Below are 17,614 nucleotides of genomic sequence, written 5' to 3' on the forward strand. Positions count from 1 at the left end.
GCAGTTCGTCGCCGGTCGCATCCTCGTCCCACATGCAAAGGACAGTCAGCAGGTGGTTTCCGGGCGGGGCCTCGTCCCGGGGAAGGAGATCAGGTTGCGCGCCTGCTCCCGCATCTCGACCTTGCGGACCTTTCCGGTGACGGTCATCGGGAACTCGTCCACCACGTGGACGTACCGGGGGATCTTGTAGTGGGCGAGGCGGTCGCGGCAGAACTCGCGCAGCGCCTCGGCCGTCAGCGGCTCCGCGCCGGGGCGCAGGCGCAGCCACGCCATCAGCTCTTCGCCGTACTTCTCGTCGGGGACGCCGATGACCTGCGCATCCAGGACGTCGGGGTGCGTGTAGAGGAATTCTTCGACCTCGCGCGGATACACATTCTCGCCGCCCCGGATCACCATGTCCTTGATGCGTCCGGTGATGTCCACGTAGCCGGCCTCGTCCATCACCGCGAGGTCGCCGGTGTGCATCCAGCGCGCCGAGTCGATGACCTCCCTGGTCTTCTCCGGCTCGTTCCAGTAGCCGAGCATCACCGAATAGCCGCGCGTGCAGAGTTCGCCGGGCGTGCCGCGCGGGACCGTCACACCGGTCTCCGGATCGACGATCTTCACTTCGAGGTGCGGGTGGACGGTGCCGACGGTCGAGACGCGCCGGTCGAGGGAGTCGCCCGCGCGCGTCTGCGTCGAGACCGGGGACGTCTCGGTCATGCCGTAGCAGATCGTCACCTCGGTCATGCCCATCCGGTCGATGACCTGCTTCATCACCTCGACCGGGCAGGGCGAGCCCGCCATGATGCCGGTGCGCAGCGAGGACAGGTCGTACCGGTCGAAGTCCGGCAGCGCGAGTTCGGCGATGAACATCGTCGGGACGCCGTACAGCGACGTGCAGCGCTCGGCCTCGACGGCTTCGAGCGTCTTGACGGGGTCGAAGCCCGGCGCGGGGATCACGACGCACGCGCCGTGGCTCGTCGCCGCGAGGTTGCCCATGACCATGCCGAAGCAGTGGTAGAAGGGCACCGGTACGCAGACGCGGTCTTCGGCGTCATACCCGCAGATCTCGCCGACGAAGTAGCCGTTGTTGAGGATGTTGTGGTGCGAGAGCGTCGCGCCCTTCGGGAAGCCCGTCGTGCCGCTCGTGTACTGGATGTTGATCGGGTCGTCCGCGGACAGCGTCGCGCCGATCGCCGCGAGCCGCGCCAGGTCGGCGTCCGTCCGGGCGAGCGCGTCCCACGCGGGGCGGCCGATCAGGACGACCTCGCGCAGCGCCGGGCAGGACGGCCGCACCTCGTCGATCATCGCCGCGTAGTCGGACGTCTTGAAGCCCGGCGCGGCGACGAGCAACCGCACGCCCGCCTGGTTCAGCACGTACTCCAGCTCGTGGACGCGGTAGGCGGGGTTGACGTTGACGAGCACCGCGCCGATCCGCGCCGTCGCGTACTGCAGGATCATCCACTCGGCGCAGTTCGGCGCCCAGATCCCCACGCGGTCACCGGTGCCGACGCCGAGGTTCAGCAGGCCGGTCGCGACCGCGTCCACCTCCGCGTCGAAGCGCGCGTACGTCCAGCGGCGGCCGCCGTCCACGACCGCGTCGTTGTCGGGGTGCCGGGCGGCGGTCCGCGCGAGGTTCGCGCCGATCGTGTCGCCCAGCAGCGGCAGCGCGGACGGGCCGGACGCGTAGGACAGGGTCATCGGTGGTCCTCCTCGCGGAACTCGCCGGGGCGGTCGCCGGTCTCGGCGGCGCGCAGCTCGACGCGGCGGATCTTGCCGGAGATCGTCTTGGGCAGCTCGGCGGTGAACTCCAGCCGCCGCACGCGCTTGTACGGGGAGAGCTGCGCGCGGCAGTGCTCGAAGACGGCGCGGGCCGTGTCCGCGTCCGGTTTCCAGCCGGCGGCGAGCGTGACGTACGCCTTCGGGACGGCGAGCCGCACCGGGTCGGGCGACGGGACGACCGCCGCCTCCGCGACGGCCGGGTGCTCGATGAGGACGCTCTCCAGCTCGAACGGGGAGATCTTGTAGTCGGACGCCTTGAACACGTCGTCGGCGCGGCCCACATAGGTGATGTAGCCGTCACCGTCGCGCTCGCCGATGTCACCGGTCCGGTAGTAGCCGTCCGCCATCGCCTCGGCGGTGCGCTCGGGGTCGCCGTGATAGCCCGCCATCAGGCCCAGAGGACGGGCGGACAAGTCCAGGCAAATCTCGCCCTCGTCGGCGGGCGCACCGGTGGCCGGATCGAGCAGGACGACGTCGTAGCCGGGGACGGGACGGCCCATCGAGCCGGGGCGCACCGGCTGGCCGGGGGTGTTCGCGATCTGGACGGTCGTCTCGGTCTGCCCGAAGCCGTCGCGGATCGTCACGCCCCACGCGTCGCGGACGCGCTCGATGACCTCGGGGTTCAGCGGCTCGCCCGCCGCGACGACCTCGCGCGGCGGGGTGCGCAGCGCGGCGAGGTCCGCCTGGATGAGCATCCGCCAGACGGTCGGCGGGGCGCAGAAGCTCGTCACGCCGCAGCGGTCCAGCGTCGCGAGCAGCCGCGCCGCGTCGAAGCGCGTGTAGTTGAAGATGAACACGCACGCCTCGGCGTTCCACGGCGCGAATACGTTGCTCCACGCGTGCTTCGCCCAGCCGGGGGACGAGATGTTGAGGTGGACGTCGCCGGGGCGCAGGCCGATCCAGTACATCGTGGACAGGTGGCCCGCCGGATACGACGCGTGCGTGTGCTCTACGAGTTTCGGCTTCGCGGTCGTACCGGAGGTGAAGTAGAGCAGGAACGGATCGTCGGCGCGGGTCTCGCCGTCCGGGACGAACTTCTCCTGGACGTCATAGGCGTCGGCGTAGTGCAGCCAGCCGTCCGCCGGTTCCCCGACGAGCACGCGCGTGTAGCCGCCCGGGACCTCCGCGAACGGCTCCGGCCTCGCCGCGACGACGTGCCGGGCCGCGCCGCGCTCCACCCGGTCGCGCAGGTCCGCCGCGCCGAGCTGCGGCGCGCACGGGATGACGACCGCGCCGAGCTTCATCGCGGCCAGCAGCGTCTCCCACAGCTCGACCTGGTTGCCGAGCATGACGACCACCCGGTCGCCGCGCCGGACGCCCGCCGCGCGCAGCCACGCCGCGACCTGCCCGGAGCGGTGGGCGAGGTCGGCGAAGGAGTGGCGGGCCTCGGAGCCGTCCTCCTCGGTTATCCACAGGGCGGGGCGGTCGTTGCCCTCGGCGATCTCGTCGAACCAGTCGAGCGCCCAGTTGAAGGCCGTGAGGGCGGGCCAGCGGAACGCGTCCCGGGCCGCCGCGAGGTCGTCGCGATGGGCCAGCAGGGTGTCGCGCGCCGCCCGGAACTCGGGTGCGGGCATGGGTCCTCCTTTGCGCACTGCTCAGGAGGATCGTTGGACAGGACTGTGACGTGCGCCACCCCCGAACGGGGGGTCTCGCGGGTCGGGCTCCGTGGTTCGGGCTCCGTGGTTCGGGCTTCCGTGCGTCAGGCTTCGGGGACCGCGCAGGTGCCGTCGTCACAGACCTCGCCCGGGCCGGTGACGAGCTGCGGGCGCGCGTCGTCCCACGCGCGCTCCAGCACCTGGGTGAACAGCTCGACGGGCTGCGCGCCGGACACGCCGTAGCGGCCGTCCACGACGAAGAACGGGACGCCCGTCGCGCCGAGCCGCTGCGCCTCGGCGTGGTCCGCGCGGACCGCGTCGGCGTGCGCGCCGGACTCCAGCGTCGCGCGCGCCGCGTCGGCGTCGAGTCCCGCCTCGGCGGCGACCTCGACCAGCGAGTCCGTGTCGAAGATCGAGCGGCGGTCGGTGAAGTGCGCCTTGTAGAGCGCCTCCACGACGTCGTCCGCGCGGCCGGACTCGCGGGCCAGGTGGACGAGGCGGTGCGCGTCGGCGGTGTTGCCGCTGAGGCCGCCCGCCAGGTTGTACTCCAGGCCGTCCTGCGCGGCGCGGGCCTCCATCTCGCGGTTCATCGCCTCGGCGCGCTCGCGCGTCAGGCCGAACTTCTCGGCGAGCATGTCCGCCTGGTCGCGCGTCTCACCGGCGGGCGCGGACGGGTCGAGCTGGAACGACCGGTGGACGACCTCGACGTCCGCGCGGTGCGGGAACGCCGCGAGCGCCTTCTCGAACCGGCGCTTGCCGATGTAGCACCACGGGCACACCAGGTCGGACCAGATCTCCACGCGCACGACGCACCTCTTCTTCGCGGAACGGACTTCCCCCGAGAAACCTGACACGGCAGGGATTGATTCCCAACGCCGATCAGCTCCCGCCACGGCGGGAGGACGCCCGCCCGCGCCGGCATTTCCGATCTGACGCCCGGGTCGACCCTCCCGCGACGGCGGGACGCTCGACCCAACGCTGATCAGCCTCGGCTCCGGCGGCGGGACGCTCGCTCGCGCCGCCGGCGCCCGAGTCGACGCCCGGGTCAGCTCTCGTACGGTGGGGCGACGCCCCAGCCCCAGCGCGGCGTCGGGGCGTCCTGCGGCGGGGTCGCGCCCGGCTGCGAGTTCGCCAGCGCGATGCGCGTGCCCCACTCGATGTAGCCCGCGAACGCGGCGCGAAACTCGGGGTCGGCGGGCAGGCCGACCGCGTCGGCGGCGTCCATGAGCAGTGACGCCCAGCGGCGGCGCTGCGCCTCGGTGATGCCCTTGCCGAGGTGCTGGCCGAGCATGCGCGGGTAGCCGCCGCGCTCGTCGGTGTAGGCGGTGGGGCCGCCGAAGACCTCCGCGAGCCACAGCGCCACGTAGTGGGGGTGCGACGGGTCCATGTGCGCGAAGAGCGGGCCGACGACGTCGTCCTTGCGGACGCGGGCGTAGAAGTCCTCGGTCAGCCGGTCGAAGGCGGCCGTACCGCCCGCCCACTCGTACATCGTCGGCGGCGCGTCAGCGCGGGCCGCGCCGCCCGCGCCGCGCACGTCGGTGATCTCGTAGTGCCGCATCTCCTCGATGTCGCCGACGAACGGCCTGATCGCCGCGAAGAAGGCGGGGAAGTGCTCGCCGCGCCGGAAGCCCGCGAGATGGTCCTCGGCGGACGTCCACGTGATGCGCAGGATGTAGACGGCCGGTTCTTCGGCGCAGCGGGCGAGTTCGTAGTCCACGCACTCCAGCGCGGCGGCGAGGGACGCGGCGGCGCGCGCGTAGGCCGCCTCGAAGGCGGCACCGTCCGCGACGCGGTACCGGAGGTATTCGACGATCATGATCAAGACCCTAGGTGCCATGTAATTATGTAATTCTTGTATGGCCAGATATGGCCACAGAGTGAACTTTTCGCGGCCCTACGGTCACCTAGCCGGGAGGACGATCAAGCGCGGGCGGAGAGGACGGCATGGCGGCGAGCGACCGGGAGAAGATCGGACAGGGCCTCGAACTGCTGGCGCGGGGCCTCGCCCCCTGGGTGGACCGGCGCATGACGGAGACCAACGGGCGCGACTGGCTCGCCGAGTTCGGCCGCCGCGACGCCGAGCGCTTCGGCCACAGACGCGAGCACTCGCTGAACGACGTCCGGCTGCTCCTGCGGGTGATCACCGAGAACCGGGAGACCTTCAAACCCGTGCTCCCGCGCCCCGGCCTGTCGCTCGCGTCGGAGATACGCGAGATCGGGAACTCCTACGCGCACGACTTCTCCCCGGAGAGCTTCACACCCGTCGCGACCGCCGAGGCGCTCGCGGTCATGGCGCGGCTGCTGCGGCTCGCCGGGGCGCGGCAGGCCGCCGACGTCGAGGCGCTCGCGCGCGGCGGTGCGCCGGGCGACGGCCCAGCGAACGGCCCAGCGGACGGCGGGGCGGACGGCGGGGCGCCGGGCTACGGCTCGGCCGGTCCGGCGGCGGCCGGCGGCGCGCCCGGCGCGGGACCCGCGGGCGCGCGGCGGGGCGGCGCGGGGTGGGCCGGTGGTGGGCGAGCCGGTGGTGGGCGGGCCGGTGGTGGGCGGGCCGGTGGTGGACCGGCCGGCGGCTGGTCGTCTGGCGGCGGGCAGGCCGGTGGCGGGCGGACGCGCGGCGCGCGGCCCGGCGCGATGGGCGGCCCGCCGCCGCGAACGCCGCCCTACCCGCCGCCCCGGATGCCGCCGCCGGTCCGCCCGCCGTTCCGGCCGGGTGCTCCGAGGACCGGGATCGCGGGGGTGCCGGTGCCCGCCGTCATCGCGGGCGGCGGCTGCCTGCTGATGGTCGCCGTCCTCGTCGTCGTACTGGTCGTGGGCGCGCTCGCGTCCAACTCCGGTTCGGATTCCGGATCGGGCTCAGGGTCGAACGCGAAGCCCACCGGCAAGCCCACCCACAAGTACGCGGGCGTCAAGGACGGCACGAAACTCGGCGAGTACACCGGCGTCGACCTCGCGAAGGACTACCAGATCACCTCGTTCCTGGACGACCCGAAACATCCGGAGAAGGGAAGCCTCGGCGACCTGAACTACAGCGACTACGGCCTGATCTCGAACAACGAGAAGGGAAAGTTCGCCCTGCTCGACCCCGGTGACCGGGGCGGCTACCAGGCGTGCCGGGACGACACCCGCTACGAGACCGTCCTCCCGATCGATCGGATCAAGGGCCGGAGTATCTGCGTGACGAACGAGGACGGCGTCATCGCGCTCGTCCGGGTGACGGACACCGGCCAGGAGCCGAGCGAGTACGTGCGGCTCGATCTCACGGTGTGGAAGGGGCCGAAGCCCCGGTGAGGGCGCCCGGCCGCGCCGGACGCCCCCGCCCAGGCGTCAGGCGCGGCGGGAGCGCCGCAGCCAGGCCACGCCGCCGCCGATCGCCGCGACCACGACGGCCGCCAGGCCGACCCACAGCCAGCCCGCCGAGTTGGTCTTCTCCTTCGCCGGCTCCGCCGAGGCCGACGGCGCGGCGGCGGGCGCTCCGGCCGCGCCGCTCACCGTGAACGTGTACGAGCCGGTGATCGGGTGGCCGTCGGTGGCGACGACCCGCCAGCCGACGGTGTAGACGCCGCCGGGCAGCCCGGTCTTCACCGCCTGCGTGACGGTGTTGTCGACGGCGTGCGCCGCGCCGACGCCGACGCGCGCCCCGCCCGGCCCCGTCACGACGACCTGCGGGACCATCACCGCGTCCGCGTAGGTCAGCGTGATCTGGCCGGGGTCCCCGACGGTCGCGCCCGCCGCCGGGTCCGACGACCGCAGCGTGGTGTGCGCGGACGCGGGCGGTGCCGTCGCGGGCACGGCGAGCGCGAACGCCGCGCCGGTCGCGAGCACCGCCGCCCCGACCCGCCGCACCCCACGCCGCCCGGCGGACCGCACGGCCCCGGACCGCACCGCGTCGGACCGCACCGCGTCGGACCGCACCGCGTCGGACGGAGCCGCGCCGAACCGCACCGCCCCGGACCGGCCCGCGGACCGCGCCGCGCCCGAACACATCGCGTCGGGTTCCGTCACGTCAAGCCGCGCCGCGTCGGGCCGGGTCACGACCGGCTCCGCGCGCGGGTGAGCGCGAACGCGCCCGTGCCGACGCCGAGGACCCCGGCGGCCAGGCCGAGCCCGCCGAGAAGGCGGGCGGTGCCGTCGTCGGACGAAGCCGAACCGGAGCCGGCGTGCGCGGTCGGGGACGGGGCGGGCGCGGCGCCGTGCTCGCCGGTCGCGGCGGTGAGCGTCACCGAGGGCGCCGGATGCTCGGGTTCGGCCGCGCCCTCGGCGGGCGTCTGGTCCCACTTGACGACTTCGCCGCCCGAGTACGTCTGGTCGGCGGGGAACAGCAGCCGGTCGGTGTCGCCCGGGATCGGCCCGAGGGACACGTCGAACTCCTGGAACTGCCCGGGTTCGATCTTGCCGCCCGTCCAGGTGACGGTGGCGGGCGCCTTGGTCAGCTCGGTGCCGTTCACGGTGACGGGCTTGGGCAGCTTCGCCTCCTCGACCTTCGCCGTCCAGCCGGGGACGGGCCGGACCGACACCGAGGGGATCGGGTGGTCCTGCGGGAGGTGGACGACGACCTTGGTGGTGGCCGCGTCGTCGCGCTCGTTCGGCACCCGGAAGGTGATCTTGGCGTAGCCGCCCTTCGGGGCGGTGCCGGGGTTGGCGGTGACGTGCGCGGACGCCGCGGCGCCGAGGCCGAGCACGGCGGCCCCCGCGATCCCCGCGACGACGGCGGCGCGCCGCAGGGACGAGCCCACGGCGGGCGAAAGAACGGACGACTGCACGAGAACACGTGCGGACATGGGCGTTGCTCCGTTTCGGACGTGCCTGGAACCCGGTACCGCCCCTCGCGGCACCGGTGACGTACGGCGCTCAGCCGAGCGCCACCGAAACGGCCGGCGGCCCCCGCCGGACCACGTCATGCCGCAGTTCCGAAACGGCCCGCGGCGGAAGGACGTCCAGAACCGCCCAGGGAGAGGGCGGCGGCGCGAGCCGCGCCGAGATCGCCTCCAGCACCGCCGCGAGCACGCCCAGCAGCCGCGCGGGCCGGGCCGCGCCCGCGGCGCGCCGCGCGAGGCCCCACACGGCGCGTTCCCCGCGCCGCAGCCACCACGCGGAGACCAGCGCCGCCGCCAGGTGCGCGAGCGTCATCGACGGCCGCGTGTCGTGGTCCATCGGGACGGGCGCGGCGACGGGGGCCGGATGGTGCCCGAGCATCCCGCCCGCGGCGGCCCCGCTGAACACGCAGTGCAGCGCGTACTGCCCGCCGACGAGCACGCCCGCGATGGTGGGCAGCGACCGCTCCCGTCCGGCGAGGGCGAGCGCGAGCAGCAGCGCCCCGCCGAACCCGGTCGTCAGCGCCCGCAGCGGCGGCGCGTCCCCGCCCGCGGCGGCGTGCCCGGACGCGGCCAGCGCGACGCACACGGTCGCGAAGACGACCGCGCGGGCGGCGCGCGTGGACGGGTCGGGGGCGTGCGGGCTCATGTCGCCCACATCGTATGACCGCCCCCGCGCCACCCTCGCACCGGCGTGACACGCCCTACATGTGGGTCGGATGCGAACCAGATCAACTAGATGTAGGGTCAGGGTCCGTGCTGGTTCGCCCCCGCCGGAAACGGCGGGGGCGTCGCAAGAGGGAACCCGGTGGAAGTCCGGGACTGCCCCGCAGCGGTGAGCGGGAACGACCGCCGTCATGAGCACTGGACCCGAGAGGGGCCGGGAAGCGACGGCCAGTAGGTCCGCGTCCGGAACAGGACGCGGTCGCCCGCGAGTCCGAAGACCTGCCCGCACGACGGAACGTCCAGGCTTCGCGGGAGAGCCGGGGGCGATGGCGCGCGGTCGCGCGCGCTCGTCCGCGTGCCCTCCGGAGCCTTCGCTCGCGAGGGGAAGAGGGCACGTGACACAGGAACTCATCGCGCCGCCGGCGGATCTCGCCGCGCAGGTCGGGCGGGCGTGCGCCGGGCTGCCCGACGTGGACCCGGCCCGGGTGCTCGCCGCCGTGCGCGGCGCGGCGGACGGCGTCCAGGCCCGCGAGCAGGCCGTCATCGAGGCCGCCGCGCTGGTCGCCGCCGAGCCCGGCTACTCCCGCGTCGCGGCGCGGCTGCTCGGCGCGCACATCGCGGACGAGGCCGCCGCCGAGGGCGTGACGACGTTCGCCGAGTCCGTCGCGGCCGCGTACGCGCAGGGCCTGCTGAACGAGGAGACGGCCGCGTTCGTCGCCGGGAACGCCGCCGCGCTGAACGCCCTGGCCGACGACGCCAACGACGACCGGTTCGAGTACTTCGGCCTGCGCACCCTCTACGACCGGTACCTGCTGCGGCACCCGAGCACCCGCCGCGTCCTGGAGCGTCCGCAGCACTTCTGGCTGCGCGTCGCGGCGGGCCTGTCGTCGACCGTCGCGGAGGTCGCGGAGCTGTACGCGCTGCTCGGCGCGCTGTCGTACCTGCCCAGTTCCCCGACGCTGTTCAACTCGGGCGCGCGCCGTCCGCAGCTCTCGTCGTGCTTCCTGCTGGACTCGCCGCGCGACGAGCTGGAGTCGATCTACGACCGGTACGCGCAGGTCGCGCGGCTCAGCAAGTACGCGGGCGGCATCGGCATCTCGTGGACGAAGATCCGGTCGCGCGGCTCGCTGATCCGGGGCACCAACGGCCACTCCAACGGCATCGTGCCGTGGCTGCGGACGCTGGACAGCTCCGTCGCGGCCGTCAACCAGGGCGGCCGCCGCAAGGGGGCGGCGTGCGTGTACCTGGAGCCGTGGCACGCGGACGTCGAGGAGTTCCTGGAACTGCGCGACAACACCGGCGAGGACGCGCGCCGCACCCACAACCTGAACCTGGCCAACTGGATTCCGGACGAGTTCATGCGCCGCGTCGAGAGCGACGCCGCGTGGTCGCTGTTCGACCCGAAGGAGGTCCCGGAGCTGGCGGACCTGTGGGGCGACGAGTTCGACGCCGCCTACCGCGCCGCCGAGGCCGAGGGCCGCTACGTCCGGCAGGTCCCGGCGCGGCGGCTGTACGGGCGCATGATGCGGACGCTCGCCGAGACCGGCAACGGCTGGATGACGTTCAAGGACGCCGCGAACCGCGCCTGCAACCAGACGGCCGAGCCCGGCAACGTCGTCCACCTGTCGAACCTCTGCACCGAGATCCTGGAGGTGACGAGCGACGGCGAGACGGCCGTCTGCAACCTCGGCTCGGTGAACCTCGCCGCCCACGTCGTACTTCCCAATGGGGGACGACCCCCCGCGCGCCCCGGCCCGGGGGATGCGGCGGACGGCATCGACTGGGCGAAGCTGCGCCGCACGGTCCGCACCGCCGTCCGCTTCCTGGACCGCACCATCGACCGCGGCTTCTACCCCACCAGCGAGGCCGCCGCCGCGAACGCCAAGTGGCGCCCGGTCGGCCTCGGCGCGATGGGCTTGGCCGACGTGTTCTTCAAACTGCGGCTCCCGTTCGACTCGCCCGAGGCCCGCGCGCTGTCCACGCGGATCGCCGAGGAGATCGCACTCGCCGCCTACGGCGCGTCCGCCGACCTCGCCGCCGAGCACGGGACGCTGCCCGCGTACGGGCAGACCCGCACGGCGCGCGGGCAGCTCCACGTCGACCACTTCCCCGACGCGACGCCCGTGCTGCGCGACGAGTGGACAGCGCTGCGCGAGCGCGTCGCGGCGGTCGGGCTGCGCAACTCGCTGCTCGTCGCCATCGCGCCGACCGCGACGATCGCGTCCATCGCGGGCTGCTACGAGTGCATCGAGCCGCAGGTGTCCAACCTGTTCAAGCGCGAGACGCTGTCCGGCGAGTTCCTGCAGATCAACGGCTACCTCGTCGCGGACCTCAAGCGGCTCGGGCTGTGGACGCCCGCCGTCCGCGAGGCCGTCAAGCGCGCCAACGGCTCCGTCCAGGGCATCGCGGACCTACCCGCCGAGCTGCGCGAGCTGTACCGCACCGCGTGGGAGCTGCCGCAGCGCGCGCTGATCGACATGGCCGCCGCGCGGACCCCGTACATCGACCAAGGCCACTCGCTGAACCTGTTCATGGAGACGCCGACCATCGGGAAGCTGTCCTCGATGTACGCCTACGCGTGGAAGCAGGGCCTGAAGACGACCTACTACCTGCGGTCGCGTCCCGCGACGCGGATCGCGCAGACGACCGTCGCGGCGGCCGCCCCGGCGGCGTCGCCGGTGCCCGACGCCGAGGCCATCGCCTGCTCGCTGGAGAACCCCGAAGCCTGCGAGGCGTGCCAGTGACCTCGCGGGAAGGAAAGCCGATGCTGCTCGACCCCGGCATGGACCTCACCCTGCGGCCCATGCGCTACCCCGACTTCTACGAGCGGTACCGCGCCGCGATCCGCAACACCTGGACGGTCGAGGAGGTGGACCTGGCGTCCGACCTCGCGGACCTGGCGCGCCTCACGCCCGAGGAACTGCACCTGGTGAACCGGCTCGTCGCGTTCTTCGCCACCGGTGACTCGATCGTCGCGAACAACCTCGTGCTGAACCTCTACAAGCACGTCAACGCGCCCGAGGCGCGGTTGTACCTGTCGCGGCAGCTTTTCGAGGAGGCCGTACACGTCCAGTTCTACTTGACTCTGCTGGACACCTATCTGCCGGACGCCGACGAGCGCGCGCGGGCGTTCGCCGCCGTCGAGCACATCCCGTCGATCCGGGAGAAGGCCGAGTTCTGCTTCCGCTGGATCGGCTCGATCGACTCGCTGGACCGGCTGGAGTCGGCGGCGGGCCGGCGCGCGTTCCTGCTCAACCTCATCTGCTTCGCCGCGTGCATCGAGGGGCTGTTCTTCTACGGCGCGTTCGCGTACGTGTACTGGCTCCGGTCGCGCGGGCTGCTGAACGGGCTCGCGTCCGGGACGAACTGGGTGTTCCGCGACGAGTCGATGCACATGGAGTTCGCGTTCTCCGTCGTGGACACCGTCCGCGCCGAAGAGCCCGAGCTGTTCGACGACGAGCTGGCCGGCCAGGTCACGCGGATGCTGGAGGAGGCCGTCGAGACCGAGCTGGCGTTCGCCCGCGACCTGTGCGGCGACGGCCTGCCCGGCATGAGCGCGGACGCGATGCGCGGCTACCTGGAGTACGTCGCCGACCAGCGGCTCGCGCGGCTCGGCATGCCCGTCCGGTACGGATCGGCGAACCCGTTCGGGTTCATGGAGCTGCAGGACGTGCAGGAACTGTCGAACTTCTTCGAGCGGCGCGTGTCGGCGTACCAGATCGGCGTCGAGGGGAGCGTCGCGTTCGACGAGGCGTTCTGACGCACTGACGCGCCGGGCTCAGCCGTGCCACGCCCCGGCGACCGCCGGGACCTCGTCGGCGGCCTGCCGGAGCCCCGCCGCGTACGCGGTGTCGGGGATGTTCGGCTCGAACAGCTCCAGCGCGAACAGCTCGACGGCGAGGTCGTCGGGGCCGACGACGGCGACCTCGGCGGCTCCGAGCCGGTCGAGTTCCCGCCGCAGCGTCACGGGCGGGACGAGGTGCCGCATCGGCATCAGCACGACCACCCGGTCGCAGCCCTCGGCGAGGTCGGCGTTGGTGGACGAGTACGTCCCGGCGTCCATGTAGCAGTTCCCGTCGATCTCGGTCGGCGGGAACTCGGTCGGCCACGACGCGGACGCCCGCACCGCCTTCGGGAGCGGCACCGGGTCGCCGCGCCGCCACACGGCGCGCTCGCCGGTGTCGGCGTCCACGGCGGGGATGATCAGCGGCCGGTCCGGCCACTCCGTCGCGGGCAGGCACTCGGTGATGAGGTCGAGCCGTCCGGACCGCTCGACGACCTCCGGGCGGCGCGAGATCTCACCGACTCGCCGGCGGCGCGTCCGGCCGGGCACCGAGGTGTCCGACAGCAGCCGGAGCATCCGCTGCAGCAGCGCGGCGTGGATGCCCGGCCCGCGCTGCTCGCGGTCGGTCTCGATGACGTGCTCGATGCACCGGTCGAGGTCCGCGCCGTGCGCGAGGCACGCGCCGACGAACGACCCCCAGGACGAGCCGACGATCACGTCGGCCTCCCCGAGGTCGGTCCCGGCCCGCCGGAAACCCTCGATCAGTCCGGCCTCCCACGGGGCGGCGATGCCCGCGCCGCCGCCGAGGACCAGCGCCCGCGTCATCCGCGCCTCCCCTCCGGTGCGCCGCCGCGCGGGCCGCGCCCCGTCCTGCGATTCCGTTCGCGGCGCCGCCCCTACCCGGGGCCGCGGAGCGTGACACGGAGTACGGAGATCTGGCCTTCCGGTCAGCCCGTTCCGCGAACCCTTCGGCCGCCGCGTTCGTTGGACGGGACGAGACGGCGGTGACCCGCGCCGCCGCGACGGCCGAGGAGGAACCGTGGCCTCGCTCAGCGACCGCGTCAAGAAACTGATGGACAGCCCGCAGGCCCAGAAGGCGAAGGCCCGCGCCGGGGAGATGGCGCGCGACCCGAAGAACCAGGAGAAGGCGCGCCGCCTGCTCGGGAAGATCCAGGGCAAACGCCGCTGATCACCCGTTCCAGGTCCCGGCGACCGCCGGGACCTGCGACGCGGCCTGCCGCACGCCCGCCGCGTAGGCGGCCGTCCAGAGCTTCGGGTCGAGGAGGTCCAGGGCGAACAGCTCGATCGTCTCGTCGTCCGGCCCGACGACCGCGACGTCCGCCGGGTGCAGCGCGGCCAGTTCCTTCTCCAGCACGGCGCGCGGCGTCAGGTGCGCCATCGGCTCCAGTACGACCACCCGGTCGTTTCCGACCGCGAGGTCGGCGTTGGTCGCGGAGTAGACGCCGCCGTCCATGTAGCGGCGGCCCGCGATCTCGACGGGCGGGAAGATCCCCGGCACCGAGCACGAGGAGATGACGGCCTGCGGGAGCGTCGCCGCGCCGCCCTTCTGCCAGACCGTGAGCGCCCCGGACTCGACGTCCACGGCGGTCGCCAGCAGCCGCCGCTCCGGCCAGTCGTGCGACGGCAGCCGCTCGGTGATCTCGTCCAGTCGGCCGTCGGACGCGCTGGTGTCGGTCTCCAGCGCTAGCACGCCCGCGCGCCGCCGCCGCTCCGCGCCGCTGACGGTCGTGTCGGTCAGCACCTCGAACACCTTCATCAGCAGACCCGGGTCCAGGTCGGGCGCGGCGGTCTCGCGATCCGCCTCGGCGATCTCCTCGATGGCCCCGGCCAGGTCGGCGCCGTGCGCGAGGAACGCGCCGACGACCGAGCCCGCCGACGTCCCCACGAACAGGTCGGCCGCGCCGAGGTCGGCCCCGGCCCGGCGGAAGCCCTCGACCAGGCCCGCCTCCCACGCGATCCCGGCGACTCCGCCGCCGCCCAGCACCAGTGCGCGTCCCATGTCCGTCCCCTCTCGTAGCAATCCGGACCTATTGGACCACCACGACACGCCAGGCGAACCTGTCTGCCTATTGGACGCACCTGCAACTCATTTGCAATAGTGGGCGCATGTCGACCTACACGCTGCCCGACCTCCCCTACGACTACGGGGCGCTGGAGCCCGCCATCACCGGGGAGATCCTCGAACTGCACCACGACAAGCACCACGCCGCCTACGTCAAGGGCGCCAACGACACGTTGGAGAAGCTGGCCGAGGCGCGGGACAAGCGGGAGTTCGGCGGCATCGTCGGGCTGGAGAAGACGTACGCGTTCAACCTGTCCGGGCACGTGCTGCACTCGATCTTCTGGCAGAACCTGTCGCCGGACGGCGGCGACCGGCCCGACGGGGACCTGGGCGACGCCATCACCGAGCACTTCGGGTCGTTCGAGGCGTTCCAGAAGCAGCTCACGTCCGCGACGTCGCTGGTGCAGGGCTCGGGCTGGGGCGTCCTGGCGTGGGAGCCGCTCGGCCGCCGCCTCGTGGTCGAGCAGGTCTACGACCACCACGGCAACGTCGGGATGAACACGACGCCGCTGCTGGTCTTCGACGCCTGGGAGCACGCGTACTACCTGCAGTACCGCAACGTGCGCCCGGACTACGTCGAGAAGCTGTGGTCGCTCGTCAACTGGACGGACGTGGCGGACCGCTACCGGAAGGCCGTCGCCGCCTGACGGCCGCGCCGCGCGTGATTCACCGGCGGGCGCGCCGGGGTAGGGGGTCGCGCGCGGCGGCGTCCCCGTGAACGTGCGGCGTCCACCCGGCCGGGATCGTGCTCAGAACCTTTCCCTTGCGGCCTGGTGGGCGCCGCACCCTTTCTCCCGCCCGCCGCGCAGCGCGGACGCGACCGCCGCGAGCACCGCGAGGACGGCCGACAGCGCGAACACGATCACCAGCCCGTGGTGGAACGGCCCGGAGATGAGGTGCGGGAAGAACTCCCGCCCGGTCAGCGTCGCCCGGTTCTGCGGGGGAAGCGACTCCAGCGCGCCGGTCGGGGCGAGCAGGCTCCCGATCGGGTTGACGCCGAGGATCGCCGCGAACAGCGACGACACCGGCGGCAGCGATCCGACGTGCGCGGCGACGTCCGGCCGGACGCCCTGCTGCTCCAGCCCGGACGTCAGCGTGTGCGGGAGGCTCCCGGCCAGCCCGGCGATCATCAGCGAGAAGAACACGCCGATCGACAGGGATGTCCCGGAGTTCTGGAACGTCGAGCGCATCCCGGACGCGACGCCGCGCTGGTCGGCGGGCACGCTGCCCATGATCGACGACGAGTTCGGCGAGCTGAACGTTCCGATGCCGACGCCGTTCAACCCGATGAGCAGCGCGAACGCCCAGTAGGGGAAGTCGATCGGGAGCAGCAGCAGGCCGACGAAGCTCGCGCCGAACAGCAGCATCCCGCCCGTCGCGAGGCCGCGCGAGCCGAACCGGTCCGACAGCCGGCCCGCGATCGGGCCCGTCACGAGGAACCCGAACGTCAGCGGGAGCAGGAAGATGCCCGCCCAGACCGGCGTGGACTCGTAGTCGTAGCCGTGCAGCGGCAGCCAGATGCCCTGCAACCAGATGATCAGCATGAACTGGAGGCCGCCCTGCGCGAGGCGCGCGACGAAGCCCGCCAGGTTCCCGGCGGTGAACGCGCGGATGCGCAGCAGGCCGAGGCGGAACATCGGCTCGGCGACGCGCGTCTCGACCGCCGCGAACACGGCGAGCAGCACGGCGCCGACCGCGAGCAGCGCGACGACGGCCGGGTTCGTCCAGCCCATCGGGTGGCCGCCGTAGGGGTGGATGCCCTCGGTGATGCCGATGAGCAGCAGGCTGAGCCCGGCGGTGAACGTCAGGTTGCCCCACCAGTCGATGCGGACGGCGCGGCGCGGCGCGTGCTCGTCCTCCTCCCGCAGCTTCCGATACGCCCAGACGGTGCCGAATATCCCAACAGGAACATTGACCCAGAAAACGGCCCGCCAGTCCCACAGCACGAGCAGGCCCCCCGCGACGAGCCCGACGAACTGGCCCGCCAGCCCCGCGACCTGGTTGGTGCCGAGCGCGAATCCGCGCTGGTCCGCGGGGAACGCGTCGGTGAGGATCGCCGCCGAGTTGGCCGTGAGCATCGACCCGCCGACCGCCTGGAGCAGCCGCCAGGCGATCAGCCAGACCGCTCCCCCGCCGCCGTGGAACGGGTCGAACGACAGCAGGACCGACGCGGCGGTGAACACCGCGAACCCGGCGTTGTAGATCCGGACGCGGCCGAACATGTCCCCGAGGCGGCCGAGCGGCACGACGAGCACCGCCTGGACCAGCCGGTACCCCATGATCATCCACAGCAGGTAGCCGACGTTGCCCGGTGCGAGCGGGTTCAGCTCGATCCCGCGGAAGATCGCGGGCAGCGCGATGAGGACGATCGAGCCGTCGAGCGCGGACATGAACACGGCGGCGGTCGTGTTGGCGAGCGCGGCCCAGCGGTACCGCTCGTCGGCCGGGCCGCTCACAGGCGGCGCGCCAGCCGTTCGACGAGCCCGACCGCCTCGCGCAGCCGCTCGCGCTCGTCCGGCGTGAACTCGTCGGCGAGCGCGGCGGTCAGCTTCTCGGTCTGCGTGCTCTTGCGCGTGCGCAGGACCGCGCGCCCCGCGTCGGTGAGGGTGAGGACGACGCGGCGGCCGTCCTCGGGGTCGGGCCGCCGCTCGATCAGGCCGCGCGCCTGGAGTCCCGCGAGGGTCGCGCCCATCGACTGCGCGCTGATCCGCTCGATGCGGGCGAGCGCGCTCGACGTCGTGGGGCCGACGCGGTCCAGACGCGCGAGCGCCGAACTCTCCGAGGGTTTCAGCTCGCCTTCGACCTGGACCTGGCGCATCCGGCGCACGAGCAACCGGATGCCGTCCACCAGCGCCTCGGTGAGCTGCGGAATATCCGACTCATCCGTCATATGCCAAACATAACTGATAAG

General features: G+C 73.0%; 16 protein-coding genes and 1 riboswitch. Of the genes, 5 read left to right on the forward strand and 11 right to left on the reverse strand.

The annotated features are described in order from the left end of the window. Positions 1–45 precede the first annotated feature (45 nt). The 4 genes from G339_RS0123775 to G339_RS0123790 all read right to left on the reverse strand — a co-directional run bounded on the left by G339_RS0123775 (position 46) and on the right by G339_RS0123790 (position 5,175). Entirely contained in the window at positions 46–1,683 is a 1,638-nt protein-coding gene (locus G339_RS0123775; RefSeq protein ID WP_019633566.1) for an AMP-binding protein, read from the reverse strand. Further along, positions 1,680–3,338: an AMP-binding protein gene (locus G339_RS0123780; RefSeq protein ID WP_019633567.1), complete on the reverse strand. Its 1,659-nt coding sequence runs from the start codon at positions 3,336–3,338 to the stop codon at positions 1,680–1,682. The genes G339_RS0123775 and G339_RS0123780 overlap by 4 nt, the downstream gene beginning before the upstream one ends. A 125-nt stretch (positions 3,339–3,463) precedes the next feature. Further along, positions 3,464–4,165, reverse strand: a complete 702-nt coding sequence (locus G339_RS0123785) for a DsbA family oxidoreductase (RefSeq protein WP_019633568.1) — start codon at positions 4,163–4,165, stop codon at positions 3,464–3,466. 239 nt (positions 4,166–4,404) lie between these two features. Beyond that, positions 4,405–5,175 (reverse strand): group II truncated hemoglobin, encoded by a 771-nt coding sequence (locus G339_RS0123790; RefSeq protein ID WP_019633569.1) that lies wholly within the window; start codon positions 5,173–5,175, stop codon positions 4,405–4,407. Positions 5,176–5,303: 128 nt separating this feature from the next. On the opposite strand from G339_RS0123790, the gene G339_RS0123795 reads away from it, so the two are divergent. After that, positions 5,304–6,647 (forward strand): Swt1 family HEPN domain-containing protein, encoded by a 1,344-nt coding sequence (locus G339_RS0123795; RefSeq protein WP_026341727.1) that lies wholly within the window; start codon positions 5,304–5,306, stop codon positions 6,645–6,647. A gap of 36 nt (positions 6,648–6,683) precedes the next feature. Here G339_RS0123795 and G339_RS0123800 read toward each other — a convergent pair whose 3' ends face one another. The 3 genes from G339_RS0123800 to G339_RS35085 all read right to left on the reverse strand — a co-directional run bounded on the left by G339_RS0123800 (position 6,684) and on the right by G339_RS35085 (position 8,819). Then, positions 6,684–7,391, reverse strand: a complete 708-nt coding sequence (locus G339_RS0123800; RefSeq protein WP_240489879.1) for a copper resistance CopC family protein — start codon at positions 7,389–7,391, stop codon at positions 6,684–6,686. Then, complete coding sequence (locus G339_RS0123810; RefSeq protein WP_051107943.1) at positions 7,388–8,137, reverse strand: YcnI family copper-binding membrane protein; 750 nt, start codon at positions 8,135–8,137, stop codon at positions 7,388–7,390. The genes G339_RS0123800 and G339_RS0123810 overlap by 4 nt, the downstream gene beginning before the upstream one ends. 70 nt (positions 8,138–8,207) lie before the next feature. Next, on the reverse strand, positions 8,208–8,819 hold the full coding sequence (locus G339_RS35085) for a hypothetical protein (protein WP_033324199.1): 612 nt from the start codon (positions 8,817–8,819) through the stop codon (positions 8,208–8,210). Positions 8,820–8,913: 94 nt separating this feature from the next. Then, positions 8,914–9,136, forward strand: a riboswitch (cobalamin riboswitch). A gap of 95 nt (positions 9,137–9,231) precedes the next feature. Between G339_RS35085 and G339_RS0123820 the strand changes: the two genes are divergently transcribed. Together G339_RS0123820 and G339_RS0123825 are read left to right on the forward strand one after the other, a co-directional pair. Continuing rightward, entirely contained in the window at positions 9,232–11,580 is a 2,349-nt protein-coding gene (locus G339_RS0123820) for a ribonucleoside-diphosphate reductase subunit alpha (RefSeq protein ID WP_019633574.1), read from the forward strand. A 20-nt stretch (positions 11,581–11,600) separates the two neighbouring features. After that, positions 11,601–12,596: a ribonucleotide-diphosphate reductase subunit beta gene (locus tag G339_RS0123825; protein ID WP_019633575.1), complete on the forward strand. Its 996-nt coding sequence runs from the start codon at positions 11,601–11,603 to the stop codon at positions 12,594–12,596. Between the two features lie 18 nt (positions 12,597–12,614). Here the strand turns inward: G339_RS0123825 and G339_RS0123830 are convergent, their stop codons facing one another. Beyond that, positions 12,615–13,445: a patatin-like phospholipase family protein gene (locus tag G339_RS0123830; protein WP_019633576.1), complete on the reverse strand. Its 831-nt coding sequence runs from the start codon at positions 13,443–13,445 to the stop codon at positions 12,615–12,617. A gap of 214 nt (positions 13,446–13,659) precedes the next feature. Here G339_RS0123830 and G339_RS39120 point away from each other — a divergent pair, with 214 nt between their 5' ends. Beyond that, a complete protein-coding gene (locus G339_RS39120) occupies positions 13,660–13,809 on the forward strand; it encodes a hypothetical protein (protein ID WP_019633577.1) in 150 nt (49 codons plus the stop codon). Here G339_RS39120 and G339_RS0123840 read toward each other — a convergent pair whose 3' ends face one another. Next, positions 13,810–14,640: a patatin-like phospholipase family protein gene (locus tag G339_RS0123840; protein WP_019633578.1), complete on the reverse strand. Its 831-nt coding sequence runs from the start codon at positions 14,638–14,640 to the stop codon at positions 13,810–13,812. A gap of 107 nt (positions 14,641–14,747) precedes the next feature. On the opposite strand from G339_RS0123840, the gene G339_RS0123845 reads away from it, so the two are divergent. Beyond that, positions 14,748–15,350, forward strand: a complete 603-nt coding sequence (locus G339_RS0123845) for a superoxide dismutase (protein WP_019633579.1) — start codon at positions 14,748–14,750, stop codon at positions 15,348–15,350. A 102-nt stretch (positions 15,351–15,452) separates the two neighbouring features. Here G339_RS0123845 and G339_RS0123850 read toward each other — a convergent pair whose 3' ends face one another. Then, positions 15,453–17,159, reverse strand: coding sequence for an MFS transporter (locus G339_RS0123850; protein WP_019633580.1), 1,707 nt, complete (start codon positions 17,157–17,159; stop codon positions 15,453–15,455). Continuing rightward, positions 17,156–17,593, reverse strand: coding sequence for a MarR family winged helix-turn-helix transcriptional regulator (locus G339_RS0123855; RefSeq protein WP_026341730.1), 438 nt, complete (start codon positions 17,591–17,593; stop codon positions 17,156–17,158). The genes G339_RS0123850 and G339_RS0123855 overlap by 4 nt, the downstream gene beginning before the upstream one ends. Positions 17,594–17,614: the final 21 nt, after the last annotated feature.

The organism is Actinomadura atramentaria DSM 43919 (assembly GCF_000381885.1).
In the GTDB taxonomy this organism is placed as follows: domain Bacteria; phylum Actinomycetota; class Actinomycetes; order Streptosporangiales; family Streptosporangiaceae; genus Spirillospora; species Spirillospora atramentaria.